The organism is Brevibacterium sp. CSND-B09, from assembly GCF_052906525.1.
Window position 1 is genome coordinate 3,001,215 of sequence record NZ_JBREGI010000001.1, and the last position, 16,280, is coordinate 3,017,494.

16 protein-coding genes are annotated in these 16,280 nt (G+C 63.6%); 5 read left to right on the plus strand and 11 right to left on the minus strand.

Going from position 1 to position 16,280, the window contains the following annotated elements:
• Positions 1 to 10: 10 nt before the first annotated feature.
• The 3 genes from ACU4IU_RS13440 to bla all read right to left on the minus strand — a co-directional run bounded on the left by ACU4IU_RS13440 (position 11) and on the right by bla (position 2,447).
• Positions 11 to 478, minus strand: coding sequence for an SRPBCC family protein (locus tag ACU4IU_RS13440; protein ID WP_172170708.1), 468 nt, complete (start codon positions 476 to 478; stop codon positions 11 to 13).
• Between the two features lie 79 nt (positions 479 to 557).
• Complete coding sequence (locus tag ACU4IU_RS13445; protein ID WP_446657015.1) at positions 558 to 1,340, minus strand: NAD(P)-binding domain-containing protein; 783 nt, start codon at positions 1,338 to 1,340, stop codon at positions 558 to 560.
• Positions 1,341 to 1,517: 177 nt separating this feature from the next.
• On the minus strand, positions 1,518 to 2,447 hold the full coding sequence (gene bla / locus ACU4IU_RS13450) for a class A beta-lactamase (protein WP_172170712.1): 930 nt from the start codon (positions 2,445 to 2,447) through the stop codon (positions 1,518 to 1,520).
• A 176-nt stretch (positions 2,448 to 2,623) separates the two neighbouring features.
• Between bla and ACU4IU_RS13455 the strand changes: the two genes are divergently transcribed.
• Together ACU4IU_RS13455 and ACU4IU_RS13460 are read left to right on the plus strand one after the other, a co-directional pair.
• Entirely contained in the window at positions 2,624 to 3,619 is a 996-nt protein-coding gene (locus ACU4IU_RS13455; RefSeq protein WP_172170714.1) for a LysR family transcriptional regulator, read from the plus strand.
• Positions 3,616 to 4,515, plus strand: a complete 900-nt coding sequence (locus ACU4IU_RS13460; protein WP_172170716.1) for a serine hydrolase — start codon at positions 3,616 to 3,618, stop codon at positions 4,513 to 4,515. The genes ACU4IU_RS13455 and ACU4IU_RS13460 overlap by 4 nt, the downstream gene beginning before the upstream one ends.
• A 99-nt stretch (positions 4,516 to 4,614) precedes the next feature.
• Here ACU4IU_RS13460 and ACU4IU_RS13465 read toward each other — a convergent pair whose 3' ends face one another.
• The 3 genes from ACU4IU_RS13465 to ACU4IU_RS13475 form a co-directional block, all read right to left on the minus strand.
• Positions 4,615 to 5,451 carry a MetQ/NlpA family ABC transporter substrate-binding protein gene (locus ACU4IU_RS13465; RefSeq protein WP_139468371.1) on the minus strand — a complete coding sequence of 279 codons (837 nt, stop codon included), beginning with the start codon at positions 5,449 to 5,451 and terminating at the stop codon, positions 4,615 to 4,617.
• 161 nt (positions 5,452 to 5,612) lie between these two features.
• Positions 5,613 to 6,287, minus strand: a complete 675-nt coding sequence (locus ACU4IU_RS13470) for a methionine ABC transporter permease (protein ID WP_139468372.1) — start codon at positions 6,285 to 6,287, stop codon at positions 5,613 to 5,615.
• A complete protein-coding gene (locus ACU4IU_RS13475; RefSeq protein ID WP_376906718.1) occupies positions 6,287 to 7,255 on the minus strand; it encodes a methionine ABC transporter ATP-binding protein in 969 nt (322 codons plus the stop codon). Before ACU4IU_RS13475 ends, ACU4IU_RS13470 begins: the two co-directional genes overlap by 1 nt.
• A 407-nt stretch (positions 7,256 to 7,662) precedes the next feature.
• Here ACU4IU_RS13475 and ACU4IU_RS13480 point away from each other — a divergent pair, with 407 nt between their 5' ends.
• Genes ACU4IU_RS13480 through ACU4IU_RS13490 form a run of 3 tightly spaced genes read left to right on the plus strand, consistent with a single transcriptional unit; the run spans position 7,663 to position 10,779 of the window.
• Positions 7,663 to 8,733, plus strand: a complete 1,071-nt coding sequence (locus tag ACU4IU_RS13480; RefSeq protein ID WP_446657016.1) for a glycosyltransferase — start codon at positions 7,663 to 7,665, stop codon at positions 8,731 to 8,733.
• The gene (locus ACU4IU_RS13485) at positions 8,730 to 10,253 is read left to right on the plus strand and encodes a hypothetical protein (RefSeq protein WP_446657017.1); all 1,524 of its coding nucleotides are present in this window, start codon (positions 8,730 to 8,732) and stop codon (positions 10,251 to 10,253) included. The genes ACU4IU_RS13480 and ACU4IU_RS13485 overlap by 4 nt, the downstream gene beginning before the upstream one ends.
• Positions 10,254 to 10,266: 13 nt before the next feature.
• The gene (locus ACU4IU_RS13490; RefSeq protein ID WP_101543404.1) at positions 10,267 to 10,779 is read left to right on the plus strand and encodes a GtrA family protein; all 513 of its coding nucleotides are present in this window, start codon (positions 10,267 to 10,269) and stop codon (positions 10,777 to 10,779) included.
• Between the two features lie 36 nt (positions 10,780 to 10,815).
• Here ACU4IU_RS13490 and ACU4IU_RS13495 read toward each other — a convergent pair whose 3' ends face one another.
• The 5 genes from ACU4IU_RS13495 to ACU4IU_RS13515 all read right to left on the minus strand — a co-directional run bounded on the left by ACU4IU_RS13495 (position 10,816) and on the right by ACU4IU_RS13515 (position 16,187).
• The gene (locus ACU4IU_RS13495) at positions 10,816 to 11,055 is read right to left on the minus strand and encodes a hypothetical protein (protein WP_446657018.1); all 240 of its coding nucleotides are present in this window, start codon (positions 11,053 to 11,055) and stop codon (positions 10,816 to 10,818) included.
• Between the two features lie 252 nt (positions 11,056 to 11,307).
• Positions 11,308 to 12,750, minus strand: a complete 1,443-nt coding sequence (locus tag ACU4IU_RS13500; RefSeq protein ID WP_446657019.1) for a DUF6716 putative glycosyltransferase — start codon at positions 12,748 to 12,750, stop codon at positions 11,308 to 11,310.
• The gene (locus ACU4IU_RS13505; protein ID WP_446657020.1) at positions 12,737 to 13,738 is read right to left on the minus strand and encodes a hypothetical protein; all 1,002 of its coding nucleotides are present in this window, start codon (positions 13,736 to 13,738) and stop codon (positions 12,737 to 12,739) included. Before ACU4IU_RS13505 ends, ACU4IU_RS13500 begins: the two co-directional genes overlap by 14 nt.
• Positions 13,735 to 15,195, minus strand: a complete 1,461-nt coding sequence (locus tag ACU4IU_RS13510) for a polysialyltransferase family glycosyltransferase (protein ID WP_446657021.1) — start codon at positions 15,193 to 15,195, stop codon at positions 13,735 to 13,737. The genes ACU4IU_RS13505 and ACU4IU_RS13510 overlap by 4 nt, the downstream gene beginning before the upstream one ends.
• Positions 15,192 to 16,187 (minus strand): glycosyltransferase family 2 protein, encoded by a 996-nt coding sequence (locus tag ACU4IU_RS13515; RefSeq protein ID WP_062243296.1) that lies wholly within the window; start codon positions 16,185 to 16,187, stop codon positions 15,192 to 15,194. Before ACU4IU_RS13515 ends, ACU4IU_RS13510 begins: the two co-directional genes overlap by 4 nt.
• Positions 16,188 to 16,280 lie beyond the last annotated feature (93 nt).

Consider the following 16,280-nt stretch of genomic DNA (forward strand, 5'->3'; position numbering starts at 1 on the left):
TGCCTCTGCCCTAGCGTGCTTCGACGACCTGCTTGATCGCTGCGAGAGTCTCGGGAATGCCGGTCTGCGCAGACGCCGTCCGTGCGGCGATCTCCTCGGATGCCCGTGCACCGTACTTCTCTGCGAAGAACTCCTGCCCCTCCGGCAGGAACTCCCATGATTCGGTGAGCAGTGTGCCTCCATCCGCATCCTGCATACTGTAGGTCCAGTTGACTCGGCCGGGTCCCACGTTCCATCCGAAAGCCCGCCCATGGTCGGCGACGACTACACGACTGCGAGTCTGCCACTCACGGTCAGGGGTGACGTTGCGACCGGTGAACCAAGCTCCTACTCGTGGACCATCGCCTTCGTCCCACCAGCACTCTCGGCAGATCGGCGACCACTCTCCAGTCCGAGTCACGTCCGCAACAGTCCTGTAGACCGTCATGGGGTCGGCGTCGATGTGGATGGAATCTGCGAAGGTGAGAGACTCGGTCATGCTGGTGATCCTAGCGACCTTCGGAAGCGTACGGGCGATCTCTCAAACAGTGGTCGGGCAGGCACTTTGAACGGTCAGGTCAGTCTCCGGCGTTTCCTGTGACGCGGTCGAATACGGCGTCGAGATTCATCGCCAGAGAGTGGCGGTTGGCCTCGTTCATCCACTCGTTGTTGAGCATTTCGTTTAGGCCGCCCGGGGTTTCGTGAGCTGCGACCAGGTCGTCGATGGGGTCGGTGGTCTGGGCGAGAGTGGTGCCGAGACCGACGAACTGACCGCGGATGAAGTGATCGGCATCCGCCTGGTCCCAGCCGCGGTTGACGAGCCATGCCGTGATCGTCTGCAAGAACGCGAAGTGCGCCGACATCGTCGCGGTCACGGCCGAGAGCGTGGAGAACATCGTCTCATCGGCTGCGGTCACCGATCCGCCGAGGTGGCTCAGCAGCTCTTCGACCGCGTCATTGGCCGGGTACACTGCGGTCACTCCCTTGCGCTCGAGGACAGCCGGCAGGGGGATGACGCGCACGATCGTCGGGGAATGCGGAAGATGGGTCCCGAGCGTGGGCGTCGAAACTCCAGCGACGGCGCTGACCAGGGTCTTCTCTGCCGGGATGTCGAGATCGTCCAGGACTGCGTCGGTCTGCTGCGGCAGGACCGCGAGCACGATGAGGTCGCTGCGGTCGACGACGTCCTGATTGCTCTGACAGACCGTAGCAGACTCGATGGACTCAGCGAGTTTCGCTGCACGGTCGGCATTGCGTGGGGAGAGGAAGATCTGGAGGTCGGCTTTCGCCTCGCTGTCGGCAAGACCTGCGACCATCGCCGAGGCGATCTCTCCGACTCCGATGAATCCGATGCGTGTCATGTGCTCCTCCTTGAGTGGCGTGTCCCTGTTCGCATTGTGTCATTGACTCAATGGTCCGGGTGCGGGGACCTCGAAAGGGAGGTGAGCTGCCGTGCGTCCAAACAACCCGACGGCGGCTCAGATACCTCGCGCGAGGTATCTGCGCCGCCGTCGGATAGTAATTCGAGCGGGGCGGAGTCACTCGAATTCGGCGAGGACCGCCTCGGCGACGGCGGCGACCAGGGCCGGTCCGTCCTCAGATTCGGGGTCGTCGGTTTCTGTCATCACGGAGATGACGATGGGTTCGCGATCAGGAGGTGTCACCACTGCGATGTCGTTCTGAATGGCGTCCGAGTGTCCCGATTTGTCTCTGACCACCCAGCCTTCGGGAGCGCCGGCGCGGATGAGAGGATCGCCCGTCTCATTTGCCGACATCCAGTCGAGAAGCACCCTGCGATCATCGTCCGAGAGTCGGTCCGGGGCGAGGAGTCCCTGCAGACCGGCGGTGAATGCGGCCGGGGTGGTGGTGTTGTCCGTGCTGCCCTCTTCGACGTCGTTGAGCTCCGGCTCTTCGTCTGTGACCTCGGTGGTCGTGTCTCCGGCCTTCTCCAGGGCATCGTCGAGAGCCTCGGGACCGCCGAGCTCATCAAGCACAATGTTCATCGCCAGGTTGTCGCTGACCCTCAGCGCGCTCTCGGCCACATCTTCCAGTGGCAGCCCGTCGTCGACGTGCTTCTCCGTCACCGGTGTCCATCCGGCCTCATCGACATCGGCCTGAGTCCAGGTCACGTTCTTCTCAAGCTCTTTCGGCGTCGTGAGATCGAGGAGTTCGGCGACGGCGAAGACCTTGAGCGAGGAAGCGAAGCCGAAGCGCTCGTCTGCACGGTGGTCAACTGATTCGCCGGACTCGGTATCGAGCGCGCTGACTCCGACTCTCGCGTCGTAGCGGTCTTCGAGGTTCGTAAGCTGCTCTTCGAGTCGCTGGTGGTCGTTGTTGTCAGTCGGGCTGTTTGAGGTTTCGGTCTGTGTATTGGACCGGTCCGGCTGAGCCTCACTCGGAGTGCAGCCGGCCAATGCCATGGCTGCCAGTGTCGACGCAGCGACGCACTGCAGGATACGGGCGTTCATCGATTCGTTCCGTTCTCTCCCCGACGGGAGTCGACTTCAGGTGGATCGGCGGGCCGAGCACTGTCTCGGGTTCGATGTGCTTGCGATGCTCGCTGTTGAACATCTTTCTCCACTGCTGCCATGCGGTCGAAGACTGAAACCCTCGTTCTCATATCGATAGCGCATACCATGAGGTCATGGACCTGGTAGACGCCTGTCGGACATTCACCGCTGTCAGCGAACTCGGCAGTATGTCACTTGGTGCTGCCGCCGACGGAATCCCGCAGCCGGTGGCCAGTCGGCGCATCGCAGGGCTTGAGAAGCAGCTCGGTGCGCGGCTCCTCGAACGGACCGGACGGGGAGTGAGTCTCACACCGTTCGGTCGCGACATGCTGGTCCCGGCAACGCGGCTGGTCGAACTGGCAGACGAGCTGCTCATCGGTGCAGACCGGGCAAAGTTGCGGCCCATCTCTCTGGCAGTCCCGACTTCCTGCTCGACACGAAATCTTGCGGTGCTGGCGGCATCGATGAAGGACCGGGGGCTTCGGGTCGACTTCCGCTCGAGTCCGCCGGGAAGGCGGTCCGACGATCTCGCCGGGAGACGAGTGCGCGCTTCGGTGCAGACCGTTCCCGCAGACGAAGGCACTTGGATTGTCGCGTTGGGGTGTGCTCATCGCTCTCCGCTGACGGCTCCGGTGCGGATCGCAGACCTGCGGAGATCTCGGGCGCGGGTCCCCGGCGATGATCTCGAACTTGCAGGTCGACGCCTGCGAGTGATGAGCGAGGACAACGTTCCGCACATTCGCGACCGGGTCCGACGGTCCGCCGAGACCGCTGGTCTGCTTCCCTACCAAGTCATTGTGGACACCTCAGACCCTGACGCGGTCGCGGCGGTGCTCAGTGACGGTGATCTGCTGCTGTGCAGCGAGGCCGAGGCCGCAGAATTGGATCTTCCCTGGGCACCGCTCATCGACCCGACGATTTCTCGGGGCTATGAATTGGCGGCCGCCGCGGACGAGGACATAATGCTGCTTGCCGACTTCACCGAGGAGGTCGCTGATTGCCTCGGCGGATCGGTCGCCTCCGAGGCGAACAGGCGGCCTTCGAGGTCGGGAAGGCGACGATCGCTGTCCAGCGGTGCCGCCTCGGCGCCCGTTCCGCGGACCACGCGGTCGAGGGGTGAAGCGCCATGATCGAACGGAAGAGAGTCATCAGGGCGGCCGGAGCAGAGCTTGAACAGGCGGGTCTGAGCGCCAGAATCATCGCCCGTGATCTCGATACGAACGCCGAGGTTGCGCTCGCGCCCGACGGAGCGCTGCCGCTGGCGTCGCTGGTCAAAGTGCCGATTGCAGTGGCAGTGCTCAATCGGATTGTGGCGGGGGACCTTGCCGCCGACGAGCAGGTCCGAATCGAACCGGCCGTTGCCGAATCTGCGAGTCCGACAAGTGCTGCACGCTTTCGGCATCCGGCGCGGATCGCGGTCGAGGATCTGCTCACCTTGGCCGTGTGCTTCAGCGACAACACTGCTGCCGATGCACTGCTTGACCTTGTTCCTGCAGCCGAGGTGCAAAGGGATCTCGATGCTCTCGGGCTGCGGACCATCGATATCCGCCACCGGCTCGATGCGCTGACGATGACACCGTTGGAGAGCCTCGACAGAGCCGAAGCGCACCTGGCCTACGACCTCGCACAGATTCGATCGTCCCAGGGCGACGGGCATCGGATATGGCAGCTCGACGTCTCCCGCGCCAACTCCGCCACGGCTCGCGGGCTGATGGGCCTTCTCGCCGAGGTCTGGCGCCCCGCGAGGCTCGACCTCGGCGTCGCCGCCCGGCTGCGGGAGCTGATGTCCGGGAACGTCGTTCGCCACCGACTTGCGCCCGACCTGATGTCCGATTCGGCTCGGTGGTCGTCGAAGACGGGCACCTTGCTCCATCTCAGGCACGAGATCGGTGTCGTCGACCACGCCGACGGTCAGGCGATCGCCATCGTCGTGCTCAGCGAATCGAGCAATCCCGCTTCGGTTCAGCCCGCCGCGGAGGCTGCTCTCGGTGCCGCTGCCCGTGCCCTTCACGATCTGCTGAGGTGAGGGGAACGTCGGTCCGCAGACACTCTTTCCCGCCCAGAACTACCTGACGGCGGCTCAGCAACCTCGCGCGAGGTTGCTGAGCCGCCGTCAGGTAGTAATTCAGAAGGAGGGGAGGACGGAGCCGTCGGCCCACTTCTTCTCGATGAACTTCTTCACCTCGGGGGAGTGGAGCAGCTCGTCGAGCTTCTTGATGTTCTCGTCGTCCTTGTTCTCCGTACGCACGGCGAGGAAGTTGCCGTATGGGTTGTCCTCGGCCTTCTCCAGCAGGATGCCGTCCTTGGCCGGGCTCAGACCGGCTTCCAGGGCGTTGTTGCCGTTGATGACCGAAGCATCGACGTCTTCGAGGGTGCGAGCCAGCTGCGCGGCGTCGGCCTCGACGAACTTCACGTTCTTCGGGTTGTCCTCGACGTCGGAGAGCTTCGCGTCGACCGCGTCCACGCCGTCCTTGAGGGTGATGAGCTTCGCGTCTTCGAGCATCTTCAGCGCGCGACCCTGGTTCGACGGATCGTTGTTGATGCCGATCTTGGCGTTCTTCGGGATGTCCTTGACGTCCTTGATGTCCTTCGAGAACAGCGCGAAGGGCTCGAGGTTGATCGGCTCGAAGCCGGTGATCTCGTAGCCCTGGCCTTCGACTTCGGAGTCGAGGTACGGCTTGTGCTGGAAGTAGTTCGCGTCGATGTCGCCGTCGTTGAGCGCCTTGTTCGGCAGCGTGTAGTCCGTGTACTCGGTGACCTCGATGTCGAGGCCGGCATCCTCGGCGAGGTTCTCATCCACGTAGCGCAGGATGTCGCCCTGCGGCACCGGGGTCGCACCCACGGTGAGCTTCGTGATGTCGCCGTCCTTCTCGCCGACGGAATCCGTGCCGCCGCCGACGAGTCCGCAGCCCGAGAGCAGCAGAGTCGCGCTGGCCGCGATCGCAATGAGCTTGGTCTTCATGATTCTCCTTGATGTGTTCTGTGTGTTGTGCAAAGGGATGAGCAGTGGTGGCCGTCAAATGTGCGCAGATTGCCGGTTTCGTCGCCGATTCGGACAATCTGAGCACACTTAACTCGGAGTTCCGTCGCCGCGCCGGACGTGATCGACGCCGCCGAGGCGGTTCACCGGTGGTCGACCGTGCGGGCCAGCCGATCGCCGATGAACTGGATGATCGTGACGACGAGGACGAGAACGATGATGCAGGCGATCATCGTGTCCGCCTGGTAGCGCTGATAGCCGTAGGAGATCGCCAGCGCACCCAGGCCGCCGCCGCCCACGGCACCGGCCATCGCGGTATAGGACACCAGCGTCACCGAGGTGACCGTGGCTGCTCCGATGAGACCGGGCAGAGCCTCGGGAACGTAGACCTGGCGGATGACCTGGCCGTTCGAGGCGCCCATCATCAGTGCGGCTTCGATCTTGCCTTCGGAGACCTCGCGCAGCGAGTTCTCGACCAGACGGGCATAGAAGGGGATCGCGCCGATCGTCAGCGAGACCACGGTCGCCTGCCAGCCCAGCGCCGAGCCGACGACGAATCGGGCGAAGGGGATGAGGGCGATGATGAGAATGATGAAGGGGATCGAGCGCGTGATGTCGACGATGAAGGACAGCACCCGGTAGACGACCGGGTTCGAGTTCAGCCCGCCCTTCGACGCGGTGAACAGCCAGATGCCCAAAGGCAGTCCGAAGAGGACGGCGAGTCCGGTCGACCAGGCCGTCATGAGCAGAGTCTCGATGGTGGCCGGCCACATCTGATCGGTGATCGCCGGGTTGTCGAACCATGTGGGATCGTTCATCAGGCAGCCTCCTCCGCATAGATTCCATCGGCTTTCAGGGCGTTGATCAGCTCTTTCGCCTGTTCGGCCGAGTCGACGGAGAAGCGCAGCCGACCTACCTGGCGGCCTTCGATCGTCTCCACGGCTCCGGCGAGGATCGCCTCGGCGCTCGCTCCGGCATTCCGTGCGGCGGTGAGCACGGTGGGCAGATCGGTGCCGGCCAGGGACACCTCGACGAGGCGGCTCGCCCCGTCGTCGAGGCTGACCGGAGGCAGAGGGACGAGATCCTTGGCCAGGACCGAACCGGGCTCGGCGATGACCTCGGCGAGTTTCCCGGTCTTGGCCACGCGCCCGTCGGCGAGCAGCGTCACGGAGTCGCAGATCTCGCGGATGACGGACATCTCGTGGGTGATGATGAGGACGGTGATGCCCAGACGGTCGCGCAGCGAGCGGATGAGGCCGAGGATCTGATCCGTCGTCGTCGAATCCAGCGCCGAGGTGGGCTCATCGCACAGCAGCACCTTCGGCTCTGCGGCCAGTGCTCGGGCGATGCCGACGCGCTGCTTCTGTCCTCCCGAGAGCTGAGCCGGATAGTTGTCGACGCGGTCGCCGAGGCCGACGAATTCGAGGAGCTCCCGGGCCTTGGCCAGGCGTTCGGCCTTCGGCACTCCGGCGATCTTGAGCGGGTGGGCGACGTTCTTCAGCGCGGTGCTCGAGTCGAGGAGGTTGACGTGCTGGAAGACCATGCCGATGCTGCGACGGGCCTCGCGCAGTCCGGCACCGGACTGGTTAGTGAGGTCGACGCCGTTGATCGACACTGTCCCGGAGGTGGGGGACTCGAGCCCCGTCAGGCAGCGGATGAGCGTGGACTTGCCGGCGCCGGAGCGGCCGACGATGCCGTGGATCTCTCCGGCGGGGACCGAGAGGTCGATCTCCTCCAAGGCGACGGTCTCTCCGAACACCTTCCGCAGTGCGCGCAGTTCGATCACAGGCGCCTCCTCGTGTGGTTGACGAATGCCGCGCACGGTGGTGGACGGCAGAGATTTGGGGATGGGCCGGTCTACGGTCCAGTAGGGCCGACGATTCAGGATGACAAGGAATCGCCTCGGCGGCGTCATGAGATGTCATAAAAGGACGCATTGGCGGCTCATCGTGACGAAGAACTCACTGCGGCGTGGAAGGGTGTTGTTGCTCTCTTCGGTGTCAACTGATCCCGACCGCCTCGGCGGCAGAGATGACGAGACGGTGAACGGCGGTCGAAGTCGGGGCAGAATCCAGCAGCATTTTCCTCCGACGTAACCCGATGTCCATGTCCGGGGCGTAGCTGTGGTTGATCGACAGGTTCGCTTGTCCGGTGTACCCGGCGGGCGGACGAGCTCCACGACGGGACCGGTGAATGTACGAAGAATCGAGCAGGATCGCGGCGATCGTTCCCTGCCACAACGAGGAGATCACCGTCGCCAAGGTCGTCGGCGACCTCAAGGCCGCCGTCCCGGGCATCACGGTCTACGTCTATGACAACTGCTCGAGCGATCGCACCTCGCAGCGCGCTGCCGAAGCCGGTGCCATCGTGCGCAAGGAGAACGTCCCCGGCAAGGGCAATGTCGTCCGCCGCGCCTTCGCCGACATCGATGCCGATGTCTACGTGATGATCGACGGCGACGATACCTACGAGGCGGCCCACCTGCCCGAGATGATCGACACCCTGATCTCCGGCCCTTACGACCACGTGCTCGGTGTTCGCCAGGACAATCAGGAGACCACGTCCTACCGTCCCGGCCACGAAGCCGGGAACAAGATGTTCAACCGGCTGACCGGGTGGCTCTTCGGTTCGCAGGTGTCCGATATGCTCTCGGGCTACCGCGTCTTCTCCCGCCGTTTCGTCAAGTCGTTCCCCGCGATCAGCCGCCGGTTCGAGATCGAGACCGAGCTGACCGTGCACACGATGTCGCTGCGCCTTCCCACCACCGAGGTGGCCGTCGACTTCCGTGACCGACCCGACGGAAGCGAGTCGAAACTCTCGACCTTCAAGGACGGGTTCCGCATCCTCGGGCTCATCTCGGCTCTCGTCCGCCACGAACGACCCCGCCTGTTCTACGGCACGCTGACGGTCGTGCTCGCCGCCCTGTCGCTGGTCTTCGGTCTGCCCGTGGTGTGGGAGTTCTGGCAGACCGGGCTCGTGCCGAGGTTCCCGACTGCGATTCTTGCCACCGCGCTCATGGGGCTGGCGTTCCTGCTCGGCAGCGTCGGACTGACCCTGGACGGTCTGCGCAGGGCTCGCCGCGAGACTTCCCGCCTGGTCTATCTCAGCTTGCCCGCGGTGACCGGTCGACCCGTCACGCAGCGTCAGACGCCGCAGCAGACTGCTCCCGCGGACCGAGAGTTTTCAGCCCCGGAGGCAGAGATCTTTGCCGACGCAGCACGGATGAAGCCGAACCGGCAGGTGCGGGCACGCTTCGCTTCATGAGTCGTTCTGCTATTCGCAGGTGGCTGACGTCCCCGCTGGCATGGGACCTGCTGCTTGCTCTCTTCACCGTCGCATGGTCGTTTATCTTCCTGCGCCTGTTCTGGCCCGGCCGGGTCAACGTCGATATCGCCAATCAGTACTTGCAGGCAACCGGAAAGATCCCGTACTCCGATTGGCATGCGCCGGTGATGAGCGCGGTGTGGAGAATTCTCATCGACATCACCGGAGACCCGGGCAGTCTGCTCCTGCTGCAGGTCGGCCTGCTCGCCGCGGCCGCGTGGGGGATCGGGGTGTTCGTCCACCGATCTGGGGCGCCGAGGTGGGTGTCGCTCTTGGGTCCGACCATCATGGTCACTCCCTGGGTCGTCTCCCAGATGACGACGCTGTGGAAGGATTCGCAGATGGCCGTGGCCATCCTGCTCGCCGTCGTCCTCATCATGATCACCCGCTTGGTCCCGAAGACATGGCTGCTGTGGCTTCCGGCGCTGGCCCTCCTCGTCTACGCGGTGGGGGTGCGCAAGAATGCGGTGTTCGCGGTCGTCCCGATCGCCGTGTACGGCGGGTGGTGCCTGGTGCATCTGTGGCGCCATCGTCGAGGGCGACCTGGAGACTCTGCCACGTCTGCAGGCACCGCGTCACCGGAGACTTCAGAGCCGACAGCAGACTCCGCGAAGAAAGGACGCCCTTTTCTGCTGACGGCGGTTTCGTCGCTGATCGTGCTCGGACTCATCGGCGGAGGCGTCAAAGTCACCGACGCGGTCATCGACTCGCAGAAGGGAGTGACGAAGACCGGCCAGATCTCACAGATCTTCCTCGACGACGTGATGTTCTCCGTGCCGGAATCTCGACTTCAGTCGTCTGACGCACCCAGAGCGCTCAAAGACCACATCAGTTCTGCGCGCGACAAATGCCTGAAGAGAGGCGAGATCTGGGACGCCTACTGGAACTGCTACGGCAGAGGCACGACTGGGAAGGCATTCAGTCCCATTGCCTACCAGGATGAGCTGAAGTCGCTGTGGTTGAACGAAGTCGTCACTCATCCGGTCAGCTACATCGAATATCGGATATCGGTCTACTCCTCCTACTTCTTCACCTCGAAGCTCGAATACTGGGAGGCCGACTGGGATGGTGATGCGCAGAAGGCACGCTTGCCCGCAGGGAGCGCAAAGGCTGACTACATCGTCCGACCATATGTCGAGGACTTCGCGCTGGGAACTTTCCCGATGCTCTTCAAGCCCTGGTTCTGGGCCCTCGTCGCCGTTCTGCTGCTCGGTCTCGGGTACCGATCGCACTGCCGCACCCGTCGCGAACTGAACGCGTCTGCCCACCGGCCGCGGTCCTTCTGGCCCGAGATCACGGTCCTGGCCACCTCGGCGCTGTGCTACATCTTCGGGTACTTCCCGATCGTGCCGGCGAACCATTTCCGGTACACGTTCTGGCCGGCGCTCGCCGTCACCTTCGCGTTCGTCCTCTGGCTCGCCCAGCACCGCATCCAGCGAGTCCGAAACATCGGGCCATAGACTGAGTGCAGTTATGAAAGAGTCATTCTCGGACCGTCTCCGGCGCCTGGCGGTGGAAGCCTTCAAGTTCCTCACCGTCGGCGGGCTCGGCTATATCGTCGACGTCGGCCTGTCGAACCTTCTGGCCTACGGGTTCGGTCCGATCCCCGCCCTCCTCGAGGGCAGTCCGATCAAGTCGAAGATCATCTCGACTATTCTGTCGATGATCGTCGTGTGGATGGGCAATAAGCTCTGGACCTACGGCGACCGGACCACGAACTCGAACATGCGCGGCATCGTCCTGTTCGTCGCGGTCAACCTCGTCGGCATGATCATCACCGTCATCCCGCTCGGTGTGACCTGGTACCTGCTCGATATGCGCGACCAGCTCACCTACAACATCTCGACGAATGTCATCGGCATCGGACTGGCGATGATCTTCCGCTTCTACGCCTACCGCACCTGGGTGTTCAAGGACCAGGCCCCCGACACCGAGGTGGTCGTTCCCATGGAGGAATCGAGCCGGGTCCCCGACGACCGGGGCTGAGCGCCACCGGCCGACAGCGCCGGCGTGCTTATCGGACTAACGAGGGTTCGAAGACTGGTTGCGAGCTATTCGGTGCATCACGGCCAGTACCGCAAGAAGCACTGGACAGAGCATCGCAAGGCCGGCAGCAGCAAAGCCGAGTCCGACAAGCCACTCGGAACCGGAGAATCCGCCGCCTTCAGTGGAGAACGTGACTGCGGCTATCGCGAGGATCGTCAGAACGCTGCCGCCGAACAGAGACAGCAGAGCGGTCACAATCGGCTTGGGGACGGTCATCGGATTCAGTGTCCTTTTGGTCGCTGCTTTGTCTGTGAGGTCGTGTGGTCGATCAGCTTACAGGCCGCTGCTCATCCGACTCCCGGAAACGGCTGGGCGAACCATCGCGTTCTGAGCTCCGAAAAGCGCTGTTCACCCCAGAACCTAGGTCAGCATCGGATAGTCTCGGGCGCCGAAAGTATCCGATGCTGACCCATGTTTGAACCCGAACGTCCGTTGGTGACCTATTCTCGGGGCGCCAGGGGTTGGCCGTCAGCGGGTGCGGCGCAGCTTGCGGTAGGCGCTGACGACGGGAGCCGGAGTGACGGTGCGCAGTTCGGCTCGAATGAGCATCCGCTTCTGCTTGAGCAGTGCCGACCGACGGTTCGGCAGTTGACCGGCCCGTGCTCGGGTGGCCAACAGCCCCAGATCTCGGCGCAGCTGTCCGTCTTGCGCGTGGAAGTAGTTCTCGGTCAGCCATTCCGGGTCAGGGAATCCGATTGACCCGGCAGTCACACCGGCCAATGTGCCGGTGGCACCGGAGTCTGCGAAGACCTCGTTGAGCAGCTCGGCGTTGAAGCCGAAGTCCGAGATGAGCAGGGTCGGAATGCCCCGATCGATGGATTCGAGTGCCGCAGTCGAGGACACAGTGACCAGTGCCGAGTCGTCGGTGAGGAAGTCGCTGAGGGGACCATATCCGAGCTCGATGCGGTCCGCTCCAGGCACCCGGCGGGTGCGGAAGTCGTCGAGGATCTCGAAGTAGGAATGCTGTTCGTGATGGGTTTCGAACTCACCGGGACGCGACCGCATCTTGATGACCGCCGTCGAATCCGGGTGCCGGTCGGCGAACTCGGCCAGTGCCGCGATGATCGCCTCACGGTCGGCTCGCTCGGCAGGAACCTTCGCCTGCGGGGCGAAGAGCAGAGTCCGTGGGGCTGCAGGGGCACCGGTTCGTGCGGCACCCGCCGAGGACGGCGCGGTGGCGTCGGATGGTGGGGTCGCCTCGGCGAGGGGTTCCGCAGGTGCCGCGAGCTGCGGTATGCCCTCCGAACGCAGCATCGGCAGGCGCGCCAACAGAACTTCGCAGGGCACCTGCGACCGGGCACTCGCTTCGGTGTAAGCGGCAACCTCGGCGGAGGAATGGGCGATGAACGCATCCATCAGACGGCGATAATTCATCCCCTTGCCGCTGGCAGGCAGACCCATTCCGGGCAGCCCCGAGATCAGGGCCGGACGGTCAGCGCGGGTGTGCGCGGTGAGGAAGACCTGGGCGACGATCGGGCCGGTGGCGGCACCGAGGACGATATCGGGGGAGTGATCGGCGATGACCTGCGCGAGGTCGGCCCGCGCGATGACGGGGACCTCTCGGTGTTCCCAGTCGGTGCCGGCGACGGCGCTGGCGATCTGCTCATCTGTCGGCAGAATCGGATTGTCGACGAGGAACACGCGTCCCTCCACGTCGGGCAGGGACGACAGAAGCTGGGTCGCCCACTTGAGATACGACTCACTGTCGGAAATCGAGAGGATGCGGATGGGCGCAAGCCCGGCCGATCGCCGAGGCGGGAGCACCGGACCGTCCGGGAAGTTCGACTGCGACGACTGACCGTCCGCGCGAGTGCGCTCGGTCAGATGCGAGGGCCGAGGCGGGGCGTCGGAGAGCGACGGCGGCATGATCGGCCCGCTGTAGTGGGGATCGCCTGGTTCAGGAATCGTCATCTGCCTTGACCGACTGGGCGTTGAGGGACTTTCGCAGACTATCGGGTGAGGCGCCGGTCCACCACTTCGCGGGGATCTCGGTGACATCGATGGTCACATCCGGATTGAGTACGGCCAGGGACACCGCCGCTGTCGACGGCAGGCTGCGGATCGTCGAGTCCGGCGGCAGGTTGATCAACCGCAGCTCGATGGGCAGGCCGAGATGTTTGATCCTCACGCGTTCGTCCTGGGCGAGATCGGCGAGGAATTCCTCGGTCTCACGGCGGTGCGGATAGTAGGTGATCGATCCGTGAGTGTCGATGATGTCATCGACCCACGCCCGGTAGGCAAAGGCATCGACGAGGCCGTCGGCGGCCAGGGACGAACCGATGACCGGATTGTCCCGGGGGTGGCTGCCGCCGGTGGGCAGAGTCTGGAGATGTTCGAACCGGTGGCGAGTGATCTCACCGCCTGATTTGAGGAAAGCCTTGCGCAGCGGTTTCGCCACCGGCAGCGCCGTGTGCCAGCGCAGCTTGCCCACAGTGGCGAGGTGGCGAAGCCGGTCGGCGACGTGAGCGGCCATGACCGTGCGCGAAGCTTTGAGCTTCTGCCGGGGACGGACGAGGGGACCGCGCTTGGCGGTGAGGATCTCGATCGCAGAGTACGTGGCCAGACCGTCATCGAGAATGACGACCTCCGGCAGACGACGTTCCAGGTATGCCAGCGCCAAGGCTCTGTGCACCTGACCGGAGCAGGCATCGCCGAGGTAGATCCGGTCGAAGTTCGTCTTCCGCAACACTCCCGGTTTCGCCCCATCTCGCTCGAGGCGGACGTTCTTCGGCAACCAAGCCGGATCGAAGGCATCGAGGAAGGACGTCATCCCCTTCGCGCTCGCCCGAGCCCGAATGAGCAGATCCTCAGTCGGCTCATGTGATTCGAGCGCCGAAAGGAACTGCAGTGGGGATTCGACGAAAGCGACGGCGCTCCGGCGCTTCTTCTTCGGTGTCACCGCTGTTGGATCCGTTTCATGATGCGTTGTTGTTTTCTTGCCACCGCTTTGATCACGAGCGTTCCCGATCGTTTGATCATCCGCTTCGGAGCAAACGCCTTCGACGTGCTGCCCGGCAGAGCGAGCGCGGTGAGGCGTCGGCGTTTGAAATAGCGACTGAATCGGTCAGCTGACTCGCCGCGGCCTGTGCTGACCTCGAAAACCTCTGTGAGGAAGTCTGTTGCCGCGTCACGCAGATCGTGCGACAGCGTCGGCGCCATGCAGTAGGTGACGGCTGCGAGCAGACGCCCCAGCTGCGGATGCGCGTCGGTCTTGTCCGGGGCGCTGCCGTCGCAGATCTCGGAGATGATCGTCAATGGGATGCGATTGCTGTTCTGATAAGGAGCGATGGCTTCGAGCAGCAGATCCGTACCCACAGCCAGGGCAGGTACCTGATAGATCTGGCGAGCAGTCATCAGTGCGGTGGAGAACCCGCCGACGATGAGGTCGGGAGCCAGACGATCGATGATGACCTCGGCCATGACGGGCAGGTCGAAAAGCTGCAGAGTGATCCCGAGTCTGTGTGCCGCCTCGAACAGTGGTCCTGTCTGCGAGGGAGGAGCGGCCGGGTGCGGTTTGAACACGACGACTTCCATTCCGCGCGCAGCGGCGGCCTCGATCATGTCGATGTGCAGCTGCGTCTCTTCCTCAGAAGTGATGAGTCCGAGCGCCGACAGATACTGGCCGACGACCAGTGCCCACGGACGATTGCTCGACGGCGCGGCGCTGAGAACCCCTCCCAGCTCGTCCTCCAGCGCTTCGGCCGAATGCTCGCCGAGCTCGCGCACCACACCGGTGAACGACTCGACACCCAGTGGGCGGTGGACGATTCCGAACTCGCGGAGCAGCTTCGGCGAGATTCCCGGCACCAGTGGCAAGTAATGCAGCACGGACATCCGCTGACCGTTCGTCAGCGGAATCTGATTGCGGGTCGGGCCGAAGCTCATCAGTCCGTCGGCATGTACCCTGATCGTCGCGCGGGAGAACACTCGGCCAAGCGCAATGGCCGGGTTGACCTGGGGTGATTCGATTACGAGTTCGATCTCGTCGGTATCGTCCAACCCCCACCGGCCACGCAGATACGATTCCACGACCGGCAGATCCGTATGATCGGGCCGCCATGACGAAGGATGGACGTGCAGAGGCGCGAGCGCCTCATTGAGGTTGACGACCCGATCGAACCGGGCGATCAACGAGGCGGCTCCCGGCGAATCGACGAAGGATTCCGAGAGCTCCATGACCACGGCGTTGTTGCTGACCAGCAGGATCCGTTCGGTCGGAGCCGGGGTGTCCTCGGGCGCGAATCCATCGGTTCCCATCAGCGCCGGAGCCGCCGGCCGGTCGTAGTCACCGCCATCGATTCCTGCCGCCAAGCAGACGAGTTCGAACAGGGTCGAGGCCAGAAAGATCTGTTTCACTTCACCATCTCCAGCATTAACGAAGGTGCGTCATTGAGGTAGCTGCTGACGTTGAGCTGTCGTCCCTGTTTCTGCAGAACGAATTCCTCACGCAGATACTCTGGCGGAATCTTCGCCGAAATCGTTCGTGCACCCCTTCGCAACTGGTTTCGCAGGGACGCCGGCGACGCTGCGAAACGATTGATCTGATGGTCGAGGATTGCCAACCAGTTGCGGATCGCCTTCGGCCACAGTCGGTCGGCGTCCGGCTCGGCAGCGACGAGATCGAAGATCTGTCCGAATGCGCGGATGAAATCCAGCTGTCGAATGTCGACGATACGCGACAGAGAACCCGCCATCCCTCTTCGATAGAGAATCCCTGGAGCATCGACGACCGCGAAGGACTCGGCCTGCAGGTGCAGTCGCCAGATCCAGGACCGGTCTTCGGCAGTCATGAAGTTCTCCGGGAAATGGAGGATCCCCTGTTCGAGCACTCGCCGGTGGAAGATGCCGGCCCAGGCGAACGGATAGTCGACCATCGTCGATTCGTAGACGGGCAGGATCCCCACCTTGGGATCCAATGGCACGTCTCGGACCGACATCGGCGCGAGTTTGCGCACCCGCTTGGTCCCCTCGACCGTCGTATGGTCACAGCGGATGAAATCGACTCCGAGCCTATGTGCTGCGGCAAGCATCGAGGACAGATGCCCCGGGGCCAACCAGTCGTCCCCATCGAGGAAGATGATGTGCTCTCCCCGGGCAGATGCCAGGCCCTTGTTTCGGGCATTGGCAAGTCCCGTCGCCTCCGGGTTGGTGAGGACCTCGAAATGAGGGAACCAAGTGCTGAACTCATCGAGCAGCTCCGGCGTCTCATCACTTGATCCGTCATTGACGAAGATCAGCTGAGTGCGGTCCCAGACGGGGCCCTGCTGCCTCAGCGAACGGAACAGCGTGCTCAGGTAGGGGGCACCATCTTTTGCGGGAATGATGATGCTCAGGTCGAAATCGGTCACGGGCCTTCTCCGAAGATTGCGGTCATGGGTTGGTCCACCAGAAAATCAGTGGATCGGACATGGAAGAGCCACCTCGGCGCAGAAAATCCTCGC

Excerpts from the sequence above, each read along its gene's own strand:
- ACU4IU_RS13440 (WP_172170708.1), bottom strand. The coding sequence starts at position 478 with ATGACCGAGTCTCTCACCTTCGCAGATTCCATCCACATCGACGCCGAC.
- ACU4IU_RS13445 (WP_446657015.1), bottom strand. The coding sequence starts at position 1,340 with ATGACACGCATCGGATTCATCGGAGTCGGAGAGATCGCCTCGGCGATG.
- bla (WP_172170712.1), bottom strand. The coding sequence starts at position 2,447 with ATGAACGCCCGTATCCTGCAGTGCGTCGCTGCGTCGACACTGGCAGCC.
- ACU4IU_RS13455 (WP_172170714.1), top strand. The coding sequence starts at position 2,624 with ATGGACCTGGTAGACGCCTGTCGGACATTCACCGCTGTCAGCGAACTC.
- ACU4IU_RS13460 (WP_172170716.1), top strand. The coding sequence starts at position 3,616 with ATGATCGAACGGAAGAGAGTCATCAGGGCGGCCGGAGCAGAGCTTGAA.
- ACU4IU_RS13465 (WP_139468371.1), bottom strand. The coding sequence starts at position 5,451 with ATGAAGACCAAGCTCATTGCGATCGCGGCCAGCGCGACTCTGCTGCTC.
- ACU4IU_RS13470 (WP_139468372.1), bottom strand. The coding sequence starts at position 6,287 with ATGAACGATCCCACATGGTTCGACAACCCGGCGATCACCGATCAGATG.
- ACU4IU_RS13480 (WP_446657016.1), top strand. The coding sequence starts at position 7,663 with ATGTACGAAGAATCGAGCAGGATCGCGGCGATCGTTCCCTGCCACAAC.
- ACU4IU_RS13485 (WP_446657017.1), top strand. The coding sequence starts at position 8,730 with ATGAGTCGTTCTGCTATTCGCAGGTGGCTGACGTCCCCGCTGGCATGG.
- ACU4IU_RS13490 (WP_101543404.1), top strand. The coding sequence starts at position 10,267 with ATGAAAGAGTCATTCTCGGACCGTCTCCGGCGCCTGGCGGTGGAAGCC.
- ACU4IU_RS13495 (WP_446657018.1), bottom strand. The coding sequence starts at position 11,055 with ATGACCGTCCCCAAGCCGATTGTGACCGCTCTGCTGTCTCTGTTCGGC.
- ACU4IU_RS13500 (WP_446657019.1), bottom strand. The coding sequence starts at position 12,750 with ATGACGATTCCTGAACCAGGCGATCCCCACTACAGCGGGCCGATCATG.